16 protein-coding genes are annotated in these 16,148 nt (G+C 66.8%); 12 read left to right on the forward strand and 4 right to left on the reverse strand.

Annotated features, from left to right (window positions below; translation table 11 throughout):
* Nucleotides 1-5 precede the first annotated feature (5 nt).
* Nucleotides 6-296, forward strand: a complete 291-nt coding sequence (locus AB3147_RS08465; protein ID WP_013392635.1) for a DUF3579 domain-containing protein — start codon at nucleotides 6-8, stop codon at nucleotides 294-296.
* A gap of 123 nt (nucleotides 297-419) precedes the next feature.
* On the opposite strand, the gene AB3147_RS08470 is transcribed toward AB3147_RS08465, so the two are convergent.
* The 3 genes from AB3147_RS08470 to AB3147_RS08480 form a co-directional block, all read right to left on the reverse strand.
* Nucleotides 420-1,697, reverse strand: a complete 1,278-nt coding sequence (locus AB3147_RS08470; protein ID WP_175125758.1) for a TRAP transporter large permease — start codon at nucleotides 1,695-1,697, stop codon at nucleotides 420-422.
* Nucleotides 1,698-1,734: 37 nt separating this feature from the next.
* A complete protein-coding gene (locus tag AB3147_RS08475) occupies nucleotides 1,735-2,235 on the reverse strand; it encodes a TRAP transporter small permease (RefSeq protein ID WP_056567167.1) in 501 nt (166 codons plus the stop codon).
* Between the two features lie 102 nt (nucleotides 2,236-2,337).
* Complete coding sequence (locus AB3147_RS08480) at nucleotides 2,338-3,312, reverse strand: TRAP transporter substrate-binding protein (RefSeq protein ID WP_239212086.1); 975 nt, start codon at nucleotides 3,310-3,312, stop codon at nucleotides 2,338-2,340.
* A gap of 102 nt (nucleotides 3,313-3,414) precedes the next feature.
* On the opposite strand from AB3147_RS08480, the gene AB3147_RS08485 reads away from it, so the two are divergent.
* The 9 genes from AB3147_RS08485 (at nucleotide 3,415) to AB3147_RS08525 (ending at nucleotide 12,250) form a co-directional block, all read left to right on the forward strand.
* Entirely contained in the window at nucleotides 3,415-5,946 is a 2,532-nt protein-coding gene (locus AB3147_RS08485) for an ABC transporter permease (RefSeq protein WP_343736986.1), read from the forward strand.
* The gene (locus AB3147_RS08490; protein WP_367351714.1) at nucleotides 5,946-6,368 is read left to right on the forward strand and encodes a group II truncated hemoglobin; all 423 of its coding nucleotides are present in this window, start codon (nucleotides 5,946-5,948) and stop codon (nucleotides 6,366-6,368) included. The genes AB3147_RS08485 and AB3147_RS08490 overlap by 1 nt, the downstream gene beginning before the upstream one ends.
* Nucleotides 6,358-7,089: a 3-deoxy-D-manno-octulosonic acid kinase gene (locus AB3147_RS08495; protein ID WP_175138746.1), complete on the forward strand. Its 732-nt coding sequence runs from the start codon at nucleotides 6,358-6,360 to the stop codon at nucleotides 7,087-7,089. Before AB3147_RS08490 ends, AB3147_RS08495 begins: the two co-directional genes overlap by 11 nt.
* Before the next feature lie 145 nt (nucleotides 7,090-7,234).
* Nucleotides 7,235-8,338 carry a polyamine ABC transporter substrate-binding protein gene (locus AB3147_RS08500; protein ID WP_175184402.1) on the forward strand — a complete coding sequence of 368 codons (1,104 nt, stop codon included), beginning with the start codon at nucleotides 7,235-7,237 and terminating at the stop codon, nucleotides 8,336-8,338.
* Between the two features lie 5 nt (nucleotides 8,339-8,343).
* Nucleotides 8,344-9,468, forward strand: coding sequence for an ABC transporter ATP-binding protein (locus AB3147_RS08505; protein ID WP_175125748.1), 1,125 nt, complete (start codon nucleotides 8,344-8,346; stop codon nucleotides 9,466-9,468).
* Nucleotides 9,465-10,376 carry an ABC transporter permease subunit gene (locus AB3147_RS08510; protein ID WP_175125746.1) on the forward strand — a complete coding sequence of 304 codons (912 nt, stop codon included), beginning with the start codon at nucleotides 9,465-9,467 and terminating at the stop codon, nucleotides 10,374-10,376. The genes AB3147_RS08505 and AB3147_RS08510 overlap by 4 nt, the downstream gene beginning before the upstream one ends.
* Nucleotides 10,373-11,182, forward strand: a complete 810-nt coding sequence (locus AB3147_RS08515) for an ABC transporter permease subunit (protein WP_056567137.1) — start codon at nucleotides 10,373-10,375, stop codon at nucleotides 11,180-11,182. Before AB3147_RS08510 ends, AB3147_RS08515 begins: the two co-directional genes overlap by 4 nt.
* Nucleotides 11,179-11,535: an arsenate reductase gene (locus AB3147_RS08520; protein WP_175125744.1), complete on the forward strand. Its 357-nt coding sequence runs from the start codon at nucleotides 11,179-11,181 to the stop codon at nucleotides 11,533-11,535. The genes AB3147_RS08515 and AB3147_RS08520 overlap by 4 nt, the downstream gene beginning before the upstream one ends.
* A gap of 25 nt (nucleotides 11,536-11,560) precedes the next feature.
* Entirely contained in the window at nucleotides 11,561-12,250 is a 690-nt protein-coding gene (locus AB3147_RS08525) for a DNA-3-methyladenine glycosylase (RefSeq protein WP_291383750.1), read from the forward strand.
* On the opposite strand, the gene AB3147_RS08530 is transcribed toward AB3147_RS08525, so the two are convergent.
* Entirely contained in the window at nucleotides 12,247-12,963 is a 717-nt protein-coding gene (locus tag AB3147_RS08530; RefSeq protein ID WP_218345065.1) for a PhoP regulatory network YrbL family protein, read from the reverse strand. The genes AB3147_RS08525 and AB3147_RS08530 overlap by 4 nt on opposite strands.
* 113 nt (nucleotides 12,964-13,076) lie before the next feature.
* Between AB3147_RS08530 and rmuC the strand changes: the two genes are divergently transcribed.
* Both rmuC and AB3147_RS08540 read left to right on the forward strand, forming a co-directional pair.
* Complete coding sequence (rmuC, locus tag AB3147_RS08535) at nucleotides 13,077-14,462, forward strand: DNA recombination protein RmuC (protein ID WP_175125740.1); 1,386 nt, start codon at nucleotides 13,077-13,079, stop codon at nucleotides 14,460-14,462.
* A gap of 70 nt (nucleotides 14,463-14,532) precedes the next feature.
* A complete protein-coding gene (locus AB3147_RS08540) occupies nucleotides 14,533-16,101 on the forward strand; it encodes an amidase (protein ID WP_239212066.1) in 1,569 nt (522 codons plus the stop codon).
* Nucleotides 16,102-16,148: the final 47 nt, after the last annotated feature.

Raw genomic sequence — 16,148 nt, forward strand, 5'->3', positions numbered from 1 at the left:
AACACATGGCAACTCGCGTCAGACAATTCGTAATTCATGGCGTTACCGAAAGCGGTAGCCGCTTCCGCCCCAGCGATTGGGCGGAACGGCTCGCCGGCGTAATGGCACAGTTCCGGCCCGCCGGCTGTGCTGGTAACCACCTCACTTATTCGCCTTATGTGCTGCCCGTCGTGATCGATGGCGTGCGCGGGATCGTTGTCGACCTGCGCCTGCGCGACCTGGAGCCGCTGGCCTACAAGTTCGTGGTGGATTTCGCCCGCGACAACAACCTCAAGACGGAAGAACGCGAAATCTAGGCCCCCAGAACGAAAAAGCGCCCCAACCGGGCGCTTTTCTCATTCTGCGATCCCTGCACGCCGGTCAGGCGGGCCGGGCGCTACCCGCCGCACGGACGATTGCCCGCGCGGCGGCGATGCACATCACTTCGCGTACACCAGGTCGCGCAGCCCCAGCGACAGCCCGGGCCAGTACGTGATGACCATCAGGCACAGGATCACCACGCCGACGAAGGGCACCAGGGGTTTAATCAGGCGCTCGAGCGGCAGCTTGGCCACCGCGCACGCGGCAAACAGGTTCACCCCGAACGGCGGCGTGATCATGCCCAGCGCCAGGTTGACCACCATGATGATGCCGAAGTGCACCGGGTCGACACCGAACTGCAGCGCCACCGGCAGCAGCAAGGGGGCCAGCACGACGATCGACGCCGAGGTCTCGATGAACATGCCGATCACGAACAGCGCGGCGTTCACGCCCATCAGGAAGCCGAACTTGGTGTCGAAGATCTGGGCGAGCCACGTGCCCAGCGCGTCCGGAATGCCGGCGCGGTTGAGCAGGAAGCTGAAGATGCCCGCGTTGGCGATCACGAACATGATGACTGCGGTCGACACGACCGATTTGTGCAGCGTGTCCGACAACTGACGGAACGTAAGGCGGCGGTAGATGAACTTGCCCACGAAGACGGCGTACATCACGGCCACGACCGACGCTTCGGTCGGCGTGAAGACGCCGCCGTAGATGCCGCCCAGGATGATGACGGGCATCAGCAGCGCCAGCCAGGCACGCTTGAACGCGGGCCACAGCGGCAGCCGGCCTTCGCCGTCGCGCTTGCCCAGGTTGTTGCGCTTGGCGTACAGCCAGACGTAGAACATCAGCGCGATGCCGATCAGGATGCCGGGCATGACGCCGGCGATGAAGAGTTCGCCCGTGGAGGTGTCGGTGGACACGGCAAACAGGATCATCGGGATGGACGGCGGGATGATGACCCCGAGTTCCGCCGCGCTGGCCTGCAATGACGCCGCAAAGGGGGCCGGATAGCCGTGCCGGATCATGGCGGGAATCAGGATGGCGCCCACCGCGAAGGTCGTGGCCACGCTGGAGCCGGCAACCGCCGCGAAGATCATGCAGGTCAGCACGCAGGTGCAGGCCAGGCCGCCCTGGATGCCGCCGACCACGCTCTTGGCGAATTCCACCATGCGTTCGGAGATGCCGCCGGCTTCCATCAGGTTGCCGGCCAGGATGAAGAAGGGGATGGCCACGAGCGGGTACTTGTCCAGCGCGGCAAACAACTGCTGCGCGACGACCAGCCAGGGCAGGCCCGAGGCGCCGACCCCCGCCAGGCTGGCCAGCCCGATCGACACGGCGACCGGCACGGACAGCCCGAAGAAAATCAGCATCGAGACAATCATTAATTGGGACATGGCGATTTTTGCTGCTCAGGTTCGATAGGGGGGCGGCTCAGCCTTGCGCGTCGTTGCGCACGGGCACGTCGTCTTCTTCGCCGGCGCACCAGCGGGCCAGCACGGCGATGGCCGCCAGCGTGGCGCCCACGGGGATGGCCAGATAAATCCAGGAAATCGAGATGTCCAGGCTCGGCACGTTCTGGAAACGCACGCGATAGGTCATGTTGCCGCCGATCCAGGCCAGAAAGCCGAGAAAGCCCGCGCAGATCAGGCCGATGATGGCCTCGAGCACGCGGCGGCGCGTGCCGCCCAGCAGATTGCGCAGCAGCTCGACGCTGATCATGGCGCCGTGGCGGAAGGCCAGGGCCACGCCCAGCAGCACGGTCCAGATCAGGAGGGCGCGGGTAAGGACTTCGCTCCAGTCGGCGGGCGAGTGCAGCACGAACCGGGCGATGACCTGGTAGAACGCGGCGGCCGCGGCGGCCACCAGCAAAAGTTGGGCGAGGGCCGAGACCAGCTTGAACAGGCCGCGGTCGAAGGCGCAGAGCAAACGCATGGTGAATTCCGTTGGCGATGGACGCGGAAAAGTGGGGCGGGCGCGCGGCGCAGGCCGGTCCCGCCGCCAGGCAAACGGCCCCGCGATGGGGGCCGTGCCGGCTTACTTGGTGTCGCGGATCGAGTCGATCAGCTTCTTGTCGAACTTCTTGTAGTACTCGGGGTAGGCGGGTTCCACGGCGGCGGCAAAGGCGGCGCGGTCCACTTCGGACACCTGCATGCCTTCCTTCTTGAGCTGCTCGACGCCCGTCTTTTCAATGTTGTCGACATAGGCGCGCATGGCCTGGGCCGATTCCTTGCCGGCCTTGTCGAAGTTGGCCTTGTCGGCGGCCGACAGGCCTTCATAGACGTTGGCGGACATCAGCACCAGGGCCGGGCCGTACACGTGCCCGGTCAGCGACAGATACTTCTGCATCTGCGACAGCTTGGCCGACGTGATCACGGACAGCGGATTTTCCTGGCCGTCGATGGTGCCCTGCTGCAGCGCGGTGGCCACTTCGGGCCAGGCCATCGGCGTGGGCAGGATGCCGATCTGGCGGAAGGCCGTGATGTGGATCGGGTTTTCGGTGGTGCGGATCTTCAGGCCCTTGGCGTCCGCCGGGGTCTTGACCGGGCGCACGTTGTTGGTCAGGTGGCGAAAGCCCTGTTCGCCCCACGCCAGCGCCACGATGCCGCGGCTGGGGAACTTGGCCAGCATGTCCTGGCCGATCTTGCTGTCCAGCACCGCGCGGGCGTGCGGCAGGTCGCGCAGCAGGAACGGGATGTCGAAAACGCCGGTCTCGGGAACAAAATTCAGGGTTGCACCGGTCGAAACGATCGCGAGATCGATGGTGCCGATCTGCAGGCCTTCGATCACTTCACGTTCGCCGCCCAGCGCGCTGTTGGCAAACTGCTGGACCTTGAACTTGCCGTTGGTCGAGCCTTCGATGGATTTGGCCATCGCGTCGGCGCCGGCGCCGTAGTGCGACGACGTCGACAGGGCGTAGGCCATCTTCAGGGTGGTCTGCGCTGCCGCGGGCAGCGAGGTGGCGGCCGCGCAGGCGGCCAGAATCGTGGCCGCAAGCCAGGTTTTACGCATTGTCTTCTCCGGAATTGGTTATCTTTATGGGCGGCTTTGCCTCCCGCCCCGGGATGATATCGGGATTCGGACGCCCTACAGGCGCTTAGTTAACATGGACGAATGATGGATTTCCCTGATATGTCACAGGCCAGGCGCCCTGGTTTCTGGTCAACCTTGCGCCTGGGCGCCCGGATGATGATGCGCGATGCGCGCGCCGGCGAGCTCCGTTTGCTGGTCCTGGCGCTGGTCGTGGCGGTGGCCGCCGTCACCAGCGTGGGCTTTCTGGCCGACCGCGTCGGCCGCGCGCTGGAACGCGACGCCGGCCAGATGCTGGGCGCCGATCTGGTGCTGGATGCCGACGAACCCGTACCCGCCGCCTTCAAGGATCAGGCGCGCGAGCGCGGCCTGACCGTTTCCGGCACGTGGCAGTTTCCCTCCATGGTGGGCGCCGGGGACGGCGCGCAGCTCGCGGCGTTGAAAGCGGTGGAGCCCGGCTATCCGCTGCGCGGGGCCTTGCGGGTGGCGGAGGCGCCGTTCGCGCCCGATGCGCCCACGCGCGACATCCCGCCCGAAGGCGCGGTGTGGGTAGACGCGCAGTTGCTGGCGCTCTTGAACCTGAAGGTGGGCGATACGCTGAACGTGGGCGACGCCCACATGCGCATCGACCGCGTCATCACCTATGAGCCGGACAAGGGCATGCAGTTCGTCAACGTCGCCCCGCGCGTGCTGCTGCGCGCCAGCGACCTGCCGGCCACGGGCCTCATCGCGCCGGGCAGCCGCATCGGCTATGCCATGCTGGTCGCCGGCCAGCCCGACGCCGTGGCTGGATATTCCGCCTGGCTGAACCAGAATCTGAAGCGCGGCCAGAAGATTGCCACCCTGGAATCGGGCCGCCCGGAAGTGCGCCGCACGCTGGACCGCGCGCAGCGTTTTCTGTCGCTGGTCGCGCTGCTGGCCGTGCTGATCTCGGCCGTGGCCGTGGCGCTGGCGGCGGGGCGTTACATGACGCGGCATCGTGATGGCATCGCGGTCATGCGCTGCCTGGGCGCCGTGCAGTCGCAGGTCGCGCGCATGCTGACGCTGGAATTCACACTGGTTGGGCTGTTCTCGTCCGCCGCCGGCTGCCTGCTGGGGTTTGGTGTGCATCAGGTGCTCGTCATGCTGCTGGGCTCGCTGATCGACACGACCTTGCCGGCCCCGTCTGCCATTCCGGCGTTGCAAGGCCTTCTGACCGGATTGCTGCTGCTTCTGGGGTTCGCACTGCCCGCGCTGGCGCAGTTGCGCCACGTGCCGCCCGCCCGCGTCCTGCGGCGTGATGCGGACACGATCAGCGCGCGCAGCGCGTTCGGCTACGTGCTGGGCGCGGCGGGTTTTGCGCTGCTGATCTGGTGGTTCGCGGGCGATGCCAAGCTGGGCGGCGTGGTGGCCGGGGGCTTTCTGGGCGCCTTTGGCGTGTTCGCGCTGGTCGCCTGGCTGTGCATCCTGGGCCTGGCGCGCGTGCGCCGGCTGGCTGCCGGCCTGCCCGCGTTGCGCTTTGCGCTGGCGGGCGTGGTGCGCCGCCGGGCCGCCACGATCACCCAGGTCTGCGCACTGGCGGTCGGCTTGATGGCGCTGCTGCTGTTGACGATGACGCGCACCGATCTTATCCAGGGCTGGCAACGCACCATGCCGCCGGACGCGCCCAACCGCTTCCTGATCAACGTGCAGCCGGACCAGCGCCAGGCCGTGACCGACGCGCTGACGCGCGAAGGCCTGGGCCGCATCACGCTGTCGCCGATGGTCCGCGGGCGGCTGATTGCCGTCAATGGCAAGCCGGTGGGACCGGACGATTATGAAGAGCCGCGCGCCAAGCGCCTGGTGGACCGCGAATTCAACCTGTCCTATGGCGACGAGATGCCGTCGTCCAATCGTATCGAGCAGGGCCGCTGGCTGACGCCGGGTTCCGCGGAGGTCTCGCTGGAGGCCGGGCTGGCGCAGTCGCTGCGCATCGGGCTGGGCGACAAGATGACGTTCGACGTGGCCGGCCAGCAGGTCGAGGTGGCGGTGTCGAGCATCCGCCGGGTGGATTGGGATACGATGCGCGTCAATTTTTTCGCCATCCTGACCCCCGCCGCACTGGCCGACATGCCCCAGAGCTGGATCACGTCCTTCTACCTGCCGCCCGAAAAGGCGGCGGTGTTGCCCGCCCTGGTGCGGGAATTTCCGAACCTGACGGTGTTCGACGTGGGCGCCATCCTGCAGCAGTTGCAGTCCGTGCTGAATGAAGTGGGCCGCGCCGTGCAGCTGCTGTTCCTGTTTACGCTTGCCGCCGGCGTGCTGGTGCTGTCCGCGGCGCTGACCGCCACGCGCGACGAGCGCATGCGCGAGGCGGCGGTGCTGCGCGCGCTGGGCGCCACGCGCCGTCAGCTTGCCCGTTCGCAGCGCATCGAGCTGTGGGCCGTGGGCGGGTTGGCAGGCCTTCTTGCGGCGGCCGGCGCGACCGCGATCGCTTGGGCTTTATCAACCCAGGTGTTCGACTTCACCATTACCCTCAGCCTCTGGCCGTGGCTGGCCGGCATCGGCACCGGCATGCTGGGCGCCTGGGCGGGCGGCGCGCTTGCCCTGCGCGGCGTCCTGCGTACGCCGCCGCTCGTCACCCTTCGAGAAACCTGATGACGTCCCGCGTCCACACCATTACAGAACCCGTGGAAAACTCCCGCACCATGTTTGACCTTCTTGGCGGCGAAGCCGGCGTGCGCGCCCTCGTCGACCGCTTCTATGACCTGATGGACATGGAGTCCGACCTCAAGGAACTGCGCGCCGCCCACGGCCCCAGCCTGGACGAGGCGCGCGACAAGCTCTTCTGGTTCCTCTGCGGCTATTTCGGCGGTCCGGACCACTACATCGAACGCTTCGGCCATCCCCGCCTGCGGGCGCGTCATCTGCCGTTCTCCATCGGCGAGGTCGAGCGCGACCAATGGGTGACCTGTATCGGCCGCGCAATGGAAGACGAGGGCATCGAGCCCGTCCTGGTCGAGCGTCTGCTCGAATCGTTCTACGGCGTGGCCGACTGGATGCGCAACCGTGAAGGCTGACGATCAATCCGGCGCGCGGCGCACCACCTGGGATGGCCCGCTGGCCGGCGCCATGCTCAGCGATGCCCGGCGCCTCGCCGACGCAGGCCCCGAAGTCTTCAACCCCGGTCACTATGGCGACCGGGCGCGGCCGGTGGACGCCGGCGGACGCCAGGCCGCGTGGTTCGTGGAGGGGCAGGGCTGGCAGGGTGTGCTGCGGCGCTACCGCCGCGGCGGCATGATCGCCCGCATCAGCCGCGACGCGTATCTGTGGAACGGCGAGTCGCGCACGCGCAGCTTTCGCGAATACCGGCTGCTGGCCGCCCTGCGCGCGCAAGGGCTGCCGGTGCCGGCGCCGCTGGCGGCCGCCTACTGGCGCCAGGGCCCCATCTACCGCGCCGCCATCGTGGTCGAGCGCATTCCCGGCGTGCGGCCCCTGGCGCAGGCGCTTTCCGAGCCCCTGTGGCAGCCGGTGGCCGATGCCATCGTGCGCATGCACCGGGCGGGCGTCTGGCATGCCGATCTGAACGCGTTCAACATCCTTATCGGCAACGATGGCCGGGTCTGGCTCATCGACTTTGACCGCGGCACGCAGGGCGGGCTGTCGGAGCGGCAGCGCCAGGCCAATCTCGACCGCCTGCGCCGGTCGCTGCGCAAGGTGGCCGGCGAGGCCGGCGACCGGTTCTGGATGCGCCTGCGCGACAGTTACTGGACGGCCTGGGGCATCGGAATCCAGCCCTGACCGCTGGCCCGCCCGCCGCGGCCCGCCAAGGCAGCAATTGCGCCAATTACCCCCCAAAGTTGGGCAGGTCATCGCAAAATGGCTTTATCATTTCGCCTTTTGGTACTCCTGTCATAAACGGCATAGAGCAAGGGGGCTGGACATAATGGAACTGAAGGCGGGAATGCGCTGGGCGCTCGGCGCGGTGCTGGTCGCGGCGGCCACGTCGGCTGCGATGGCGCAGAACAAGGTCGTCAACGTCTACAACTGGGCCGAATACACGGCCCCGGACACGATCCCGGGTTTTGAAAAGGAAACCGGCATCAAGGTCCGCTATGACGTCTACGACAGCAACGACGCATTGCAGGCCAAGCTGCTGGCCGGCAAGTCGGGTTACGACGTCGTTGTCCCGTCCACCCATTACGCCTCGCGCCAGATCGAAGCCGGCCTGTTCCAGAAGCTGGACAAATCCAAGATCCCCAACTGGAAGTACCTGGATCCCGAAGTCATGGCGCTGGTCGCCACGGTCGATCCCGGCAACGAACACGCCATCCCGTGGGGCTACGGCACCAATGGCCTGGGCTACAACGTCACCAAGGTCAAGCAGATCATGGGCGACGACGTGGACCTGGCCAGCTGGGACATGATCTTCAAGCCCGAGAACGCCGCCAAGCTGAAGGAATGCGGCATTTCCATGCTGGACGAAGCCGCGCAGGTGTTCCCGGCCGTGCTCAAGTACCTGGGCAAGGACCCCAACAGCACCAACAGCGCCGACTACCAGGCCGCGATGGAAGTGCTGAAGAAGATCCGTCCGTACATCCGCCAGTTCAGCTCGTCGGGCTACATCGACGAACTGGCCGTGGGCGACCTGTGCATGGTCTACGGTTTCTCCGGCGACGTCATGATTGCCCGCAAGCGCGCGCAGGACGCCAAGAAGCCTTATGAAGTGAACTACTTCATCCCGAAGGGCGGCGCGCCGGCGTGGTTCGACCTGATGGTCATCCCCAAGGATGCGCCGCATCCCGAAGAGGCCCACGCGTTCATCAACTACATCGAAACGCCGAAGGTCCACGCAGCCATCACCAACACCATGTTCTACCCGAACGCCAACAAGGAAGCGCGGCAGTTCGTGAACAAGGATGTGGCTGAAAATCCCATGATCTACCCGCCCGCCGAGGTCTCCAAGACCCTGTACGTGATCAAGGCGTTGCCCTTGAACATTTCACGGCTGCAGAACAAGTTGTGGTCCGAGCTGAAGTTGGGAAATTAGTCATCATGAACGATAGCCGTTACTCGGCGCAGCAGGCGGACCCGGACGAGTTCGTCCGGGTCTCCGATGTGGTAAAGATCTTTGGCGATGTGGTGGCCGTGCGTTCGGTCAACCTGTCCGTCAAGCGAAACGAAATCTTCGCGCTGCTGGGCAGCTCGGGCAGCGGCAAGTCCACCTTGCTGCGCATGCTGGCGGGCTTCGAGGAAGTGACTTCGGGCCAGATCCTGCTGGACGGCGAGGACATCACCAGCGTGCCGCCGTACCGCCGGCCCGTGAACATGATGTTCCAGTCGTACGCGCTGTTCCCGCACATGACGGTCGAGGCCAACGTGGCCTTCGGCCTGAAGCAGGAAGGCGTGGACCGCGCGGAAATCCATGACCGCGTGTTCGAGGCCCTGGACCTGGTGCAGATGGCGGGCTATTCGCGCCGCAAGCCCAACCAGCTTTCGGGCGGGCAGCAGCAGCGCGTGGCGCTGGCGCGCAGCCTGGTCAAGCGTCCCAAGCTGCTTTTGCTTGACGAACCCATGTCGGCGCTGGACAAGCAGATCCGCCAGAAGACGCAGATCGAACTCGTGAAGATCCTGGAACAGGTCGGCGTGACCTGCATCATGGTCACCCACGACCAGGAAGAAGCCATGACCATGGCGCACCGCCTGGCCGTCATGACCGAAGGCCAGATCGTCCAGTGCGGCACGCCGCAGGACGTGTATGCCTTCCCGAACTCGCGCTTTGTCGCCAGCTTCATCGGGTCGACCAACATGTTCACCGGCACCATCGTCGTCGACGAGCCCGATCATGTGGCCATTGAATGCGACGAACTGACCCGTCCGCTCTTCGTGAACCACGGGGTCAGCGAACCCCTGGGCATGGAAGTGCACGTCTCCATCCGGCCCGAGCGCCTGCTGGTCTCGCGTGAACAACCGGACGGCGAATACAACTGGGCCCACGGCATGGTCAGCCACATGGCCTGGATGGGCAGCTACGCCCTCTATCAGATCCGCCTGGACTCCGGCAAGACGGTCGAGGCCAGCGTGCCCAGCCGCCTGTTGGCCCAGATGGACGCGCCGGGCATCGACGAAGAAATCTTCGTGAGCTGGGACGCCGACAGCGCGACGGTGCTTGCGTCATGATCCGCTTTTCGCCCCGCGAGTGGCTCCCGTCGGGCAGGGCCCTGGCGGTGGTGCCGCCGTTCGCCTGGCTGGTGCTGTTTCTGCTGCTGCCGTTCCTCCTGGTGCTGAAGATCAGTTTTGCCGAAATGAAGTTCGGCATTCCGCCGTACACGTCGCTGGCGCAGTTTCAGGACGAGGCGATCCAGTTCAGCCTGCACCTGCGCGGCTACATCCTGCTGTTCACGGAAAACCAGTATTTCCGCACGTACCTCAGCTCGGTGAAGATCGCCGGCATCACCACGCTCGTCTGCGTGCTGATGGGTTACCCCATTGCGTACTACATCGCCCGGTCGTCGGCGCGCGTGCGCAACCTGCTGCTGCTGGCGGTGATCCTGCCGTTCTGGACGTCGCTGCTTTTGCGCGTGTATGCCTGGGTGGGCATCCTGCGTAACGACGGCCTGCTGAACAACCTGCTGCAGGGCCTGGGCCTGATCTCCAGTCCGCTCGAGATCTACCGCACCGACCTGGCCGTGTACATCGGCATGGTCTATGCCTACCTGCCGTTCTTCATCCTGCCGCTGTACGCGACGCTGGTGAAGATGGACCTGCGCCTGCTCGAAGCCGCCTATGACCTGGGCGCCCGGCCGTGGCAGGCGTTCTGGCAGATCACGGTGCCGATGTCGCGCCAGGGCGTGATCGCGGGCGCGATGCTCGTGTTCATTCCGGCAGTCGGTGAATACGTGATCCCCGAAATGCTGGGCGGCGCGAACACGCTGATGATAGGCCGCGTGATGTGGAATGAATTCTTCAACAACGCCGACTGGCCGATGGCGTCGGCCGTGACGTGCGTGATGGTGTTGCTGCTGCTCGTGCCGTTGGTGTACTTCCAGTACAGCCAGGTCAAGCAGCAGGGCGGAGACCGCAAATGAACGGTCCGAACAAGACGCTGCGCGCCGTGGTGCTGGGGCTGGGCTACTTCTTTCTGTACGTGCCCATCCTCAGCCTGATGGTGTTTTCGTTCAACGAGTCGCCCTCGGTCACGTCGTGGACCGGGTTTTCGTTCCGCTGGTATCACTCGCTGGTCAATGACGACGCGCTGTTGCGCGCCGCCTGGCTGTCCTTCCGCATTGCCGTGCTGACGGCCACCGCGGCCGTCGTCATCGGCACCTGGGCGGGTTACGTCCTGGGGCGCATGGGCCGGTTCCGCGGCTTTGCGCTGTACGTCGGCATGCTGAGCGCGCCGCTGGTGATTCCCGAAGTGGTGCTGGGCATCTCGCTGCTGCTGATGTTCGTCGAGGTGCGCGGTGCGCTGGGCTGGCCCGAGCAGAACGGCATGTTCACGATCTGGGTGGGGCACGTGACGCTGTGCATGGCGTTCGTGGCCGTCGTCATCCAGACCCGCATCCGCGACCTGGACCGCTCGCTGGAAGAAGCCGCGCTGGACCTGGGCGCCACGCCGATCACCGTGTTCTTCAAGATCACGCTGCCGCTGATTGCGCCCGCGCTGGCGTCGGCCTGGCTGCTGTCCTTCACGCTGTCGCTGGACGACGTCGTCATCGCGTCGTTCCTGTCCGGCCCCGGCTCCAGCACGCTGCCCATGGAGGTCTTCTCCCGGGTGCGGCTGGGCCTCAAGCCCGAGATCAACGCGCTGGCCACCCTGTTCATCCTGGCGGTGGGCACGTGCGTGATCCTCGCCAACCGCATGCAATGGCGCAAGGAGTCCGAATCCAAATGACGCAAACCACCCTGTATGGCCTGACCAAGTGCAGCACCTGCGTAAAGGCGCGTGACTGGCTGACCGAGCATGGCGTTGACCACGCCTTCGTCGATTACCGCGACGAGCCGGTGCCGGCCGCGACGCTCAAATCCTGGTCCGAGCAGGTCGGCGGTTGGGAAAAGCTGGTCAACCGCGCCTCCATGACGTGGCGCAACCTGCCCGAGGACCGCAAGACCGCCCATACCGACGCCCAGTGGACCAAGCTGATCGCCGAGTACCCGGCCCTGGTGCGCCGTCCGGTCACCGTCACGCCGGATGGCGAGGTGAGTGTTGGTTTCAGTGAAAAGCGCTACGGCGAACGTTTCGCCTGAGGCCCGCGGCGGGGCCGGACAGGCCTTGCCGGACGCCTTCTTTGACCGCGACGCGGCTCAGCTGGCGCGCGAGTTGCCCGGCAAGGTGATCCGCCACCGGGTCGGCGGCCTGTGGCTGTCGGCCCGCATCATCGAAACCGAGGCCTACTACCTGGAAGAGCGGGGCAGCCATGCCTCGCTGGGGTACACCCACAAGCGCCGCGCCCTGTTCATGGACGGCGGCACCATCTACATGTACTACGCCCGCGGGGGCGATTCGCTGAACTTCAGCGCGGGCGGCCCGGGCAATGCGGTGCTGATCAAATCGGCTTATCCGTGGACCGATGCGCTGTCCGGCCCCGAGTCGCTTGAACGGATGCGCGAACTGAACCCCGATGCGCAAGGCCGGCCCCGGGCGCTGGGCGCGCTTTGCGCCGGCCAGACACTGCTGTGCCGGTCGCTGGGATTAAAAGTGCCTGAATGGGACGCCCGCCGTTTCGATCCCGACGCCTTGTACGTGGAAGACGTGGGCGAGTCGCCGCCGTATCTCATCTGCACCACGCGGCTGGGCATTCCGGCGGGGCGCGACGAACACCTGAGCTACCGGTTCGTGGACCCGGCCTACGCCGCGTTCTGCACGCGTAACCCGCTGCGGCGCGGGCAGCGCGCGGGACAGGATTACGTGTGGGTGGACCGGCAGGGCATCGTGCTGCCCGAGGCGCCGGCCGGCGGCTAGACGCCGGCTTCGCGCATGCGCCGGGCCAGCGATTCGCGCAGTTCGGCGTACTTGCGCTGCAGGCGGCGGCGGTTCAGGCGCTTGCTCCATGCATACAACGGGATCAGCGGCAGCACGCCGAAGCCGTCGATCAGGTACAGCCCCTTCTTTCCGTCGGCGTTCAGGCCCACGGCGATGTTGCTGGTCGACATGTCGTGCACCACGACGTGCGCATCGGCCAGGTCATCGAAGAACGCATCGAGCTGCGCTTTCAGCGCATCGTCGAGCAGGCCTTTCATGGCCAGATCGGTCACGGTCGGCGCCATGTTGCCGGCTTCGTCGGTGATCTTTTCGACCACCAGCCCCAGGCCCAGCGAGGTCTGCGCCACCCCGACGATGCGCGCCATGGGCACCTGCCACACGCCGGACGGGCGCGTCGTGGTGGTGACGTATTCCGAGATCTCGTTCAAGTACACGCGGTAGGCGCTTTCGCGCTGATATTGCTTGTACCAGCGCTTGAACGGCCGTGCTTCCAGGTAGATCGCCCGCGCGCGCATGTCCATGACCTTGACGAGCAGGGCGGGCGAGTGCGGGTGCTGGAAAATGTGCCGGTCTCCGCCCGTGGCAAGCGGCGTTGCCGAATCCAGGTTCAGCGGTCCGAACACGGACTGGAATGAGACGGCAGGCGTGCAGGCGGAGCGGTCGGCGGAGTTCAAAGAAGCGAGGGTATCCATGCAGATGGCCGCCAGTTTAATCCTCTTGCTCCCGCCGCGCCTTCACGCTGGCGGAGCAGGCTGGAAAGGGGGGCGGAATGGGACCTACAATTCGCGCTTTGGAGACGCCTTTCTTGAACGATATTCTGCTTTGGGTCGCCGCCGGCGGCGCCGTGCTGGCCTTCGTGGCCGCCGTGCTGGCCTGGCTGCGCCCGTCCGCCACCGATCCCCGACTGGACGCCCTCCTGGAAGGACTGGAGCGCACCGAGCGCGCGCTGCGCGCCGACATCGCCGAAGGCCAGCGCGGCCTGCGCAGCGAGTTTTCCGAATCCACACGCGCGCTGCGGCAGGAACTGGCGCAGTCGCACGGGGATCTGCGTGCCGGCCTGTCGCGCGATGCGCAGGCCGCCCGGGCCGAATCCGCCGAATCGCTGTCGCGCTTTGCCGCCGGCTTCTCGGAACAATTGCAGGGCCTCATCCAGATCAACGAACGGCGCCTGATGGAAGTGCGCGCCACGGTGGATCAGCGCCTGCAATCGCTGCAGTCGGACAACAGCGCCAAGCTCGACGAAATGCGCCGCACCGTGGACGAGAAGCTGCATGCCACGCTGGAGCAGCGGCTGGGCGAGTCCTTCAAGCTGGTGTCCGACCGCCTGGAAGCCGTGCACAAGGGGCTGGGTGAAATGCAGGCGCTGGCCGCCGGGGTGGGCGACCTGAAGCGCGTGCTGACCAACGTGAAGTCCCGCGGCACGTGGGGCGAAGTGCAACTGGCGCGCCTGATCGAAGACAACATGACGCCCGATCAGTACGCCAGCAACGTCAAGCCGGTGCCGGGCAGCGACGCGGCCGTGGAATTTGCCATCCGGCTGCCGGGGCGTGGCGACGGCGGCGATCCGGTCTGGCTGCCGATCGACGCCAAGTTCCCCAAGGAAGAATACGAGCGCCTGATGGACGCGCAGGAAGCGGCCGACGCCGAGGGCGTCAAGGTGGCCGGGGCCGCACTGGGCCGCGCGGTCGAGGTCCAGGCGCGGCTGATTGCCGGCAAGTACATCGCGCCGCCCCACACGACCGACTTCGCCATCATGTTCCTGCCCACGGAAAGCCTGTATGCCGAGGTGCTGCGCCGCCCCGGCCTGCTGGACAAGCTGCACGACCTGCGCGTCAACGTGGCGGGCCCGAGCAATCTGGCCGCGCTGCTGAACAGCCTGCAGATGGGATTTCGCACGCTGGCGATCGAACAGCGTTCCTCCGAGGTGTGGCAGGTGCTGCGGGCCGTCAAGACCGAATTCGGCAAGTTCGGCGAATCGCTGGCCAGCGTCAAGAAGACGCTGGACACCGCCAGCAACAAGATCGGCCAGACCGAGGTGCGCACCCGCGCCATGCTGCGCAACCTGAAGGGCGTTGAAGCGCTGCCGGAAGCCGATGCGCTGCGCCTGCTGGGCGGGGCGTCGGCGGACGCAGCCGATCCCGAGGACGACGACGCCGAGGAACCCCGCGCGCCGTCGGCCGGCGCCGTCTGAACAGGCAAGCTGGGGCGCGCCCGTCGCCGCGCGCGCTTGTTGGCCGCCTTGACTGCCGATATCCTCATGCATGCGGCACTTCGCCGTCGATACCTGGAGCATCGTCAGCATGAGCATCGCCGAACGCCATGATTCCTCTTCTCTCGACGCGACGGCGCTGGGCGCCGACATCGCCCAAGGCGCCACCACCGCGCTGACTGCCATGCAGCAGGCGGTCGAGCGCGTCGCAGCGCGCAATCCGTCCATCAATGCCGCCTGCGGCGTGCAGGCCGAAGCCGGGCTGCGGCTGGCCCAGTCCCTGGACGAAGAACTGGCGTCGCTGACGTCCGAGCAGCGCCTCGCGCTGCTGCGCGACCGGCCGTTCCTCGGCGTGCCGACGCTGCTCAAGGACCTCGCCACGGCGGCCATCGGCCTGCCCAGCGCAATGGGGTCCGTGCTGTATGGCCAGGTCACGTGGAACCTCGATGCCGACATCGTCAAACGTTACCGGCGCGCCGGGCTGATTCCGTTCGGCCGCACCACCAGCGCCGAGCTGGGCCTGAGCCCCACGACGGAGTCGCCCGTCTATGGCCCCGCCACGCAGAATCCCTGGAAAAAGGGCCACAGCGCGGGCGGCTCCAGCGGCGGCGCCGGCGCGGCGCTCGCCAGCGGCATGGTGCGCATCGCGCATGGCAGCGATGGCGGCGGATCGATCCGCATCCCCGCGTCGTGCTGCGGCGTGCTGGGCCTGAAGCCCTCGCGCGGCCTCATGCCGCTCGGTCCGCTTAAAGGTGAAGGCTGGGGCGGCCTGGCCACCGAACACATGATGACCCTGTCCGTGCGCGACTGCGCGGCGGCGCTGGACATCAGCGCGGGCGCCGACGTGGGTGCGCCCTATGCCGCGCCCGTCCCGCCCGCGGCGTCCTATCGCGGGGTGGTGGCCCGGGTTGCCGCCGATCCGAGCGCGGCGCCGCGCCGGCGCATTGCCTTTATCAACACCACCTACGAAGGCGAGGCCATTCATCCGGATGTTGCCGCGACGCTGGACGAGGCGGCCCGGTTCTTTGCCTCGCTGGGGCATGAATTGGTGCAGGAGGCGCCGCCCGTCGGCTCCGAGGAAGTCCTGTCGCCGATGCTGCCGCTGATCGCCAGCGCGGCCGCCAACGCCATCGACAGCTTCGTGGCCGCGCGCGGCAGGCGCCTGGCCGCTGACGAACTGCAGCCCACCACGCTCGGCGCGCGTGAATATGCCCGCGCGATCTCCGGTGCGCAGTATGTGGCCTGCGTCGACACCTGCCACGAGATCACCCGCCGCATCGGGCGTTTCCTGCATCGGGATGGCGCCCAGGGCTATGACCTGTTCCTGAGTCCGGTGCTGGCGTTGCCGCCCGCGCCCATCGGCCGCTACGCCATGGACAACGCCGATTATCTGGCCTACCGTCTGGGCAAGAAGGGCGTCATCGGCTATTCGCCCTTCGCGCCGTTGGCGAACCTGACCGGCATGCCCGCCATCTCGATTCCGTTTGGCATGTCCGCGGACGGGCTGCCCATCGGCATCCAGGTGATGGGACCGCTGGGCGCCGAGGCGCAGCTGCTGGAACTGGCGGCGCAGGTCGAAGCGCTGCGGCCCTGGCCCTTGACCGCGCCCATGGCCGGGTAGCGGCTGCGGGCAACCCGCGCCGCCGCGGCCGTTCGAACCAGGGAGAC

The organism is Achromobacter animicus (assembly GCF_040775605.1).
Classification (GTDB): domain Bacteria; phylum Pseudomonadota; class Gammaproteobacteria; order Burkholderiales; family Burkholderiaceae_B; genus Achromobacter; species Achromobacter animicus.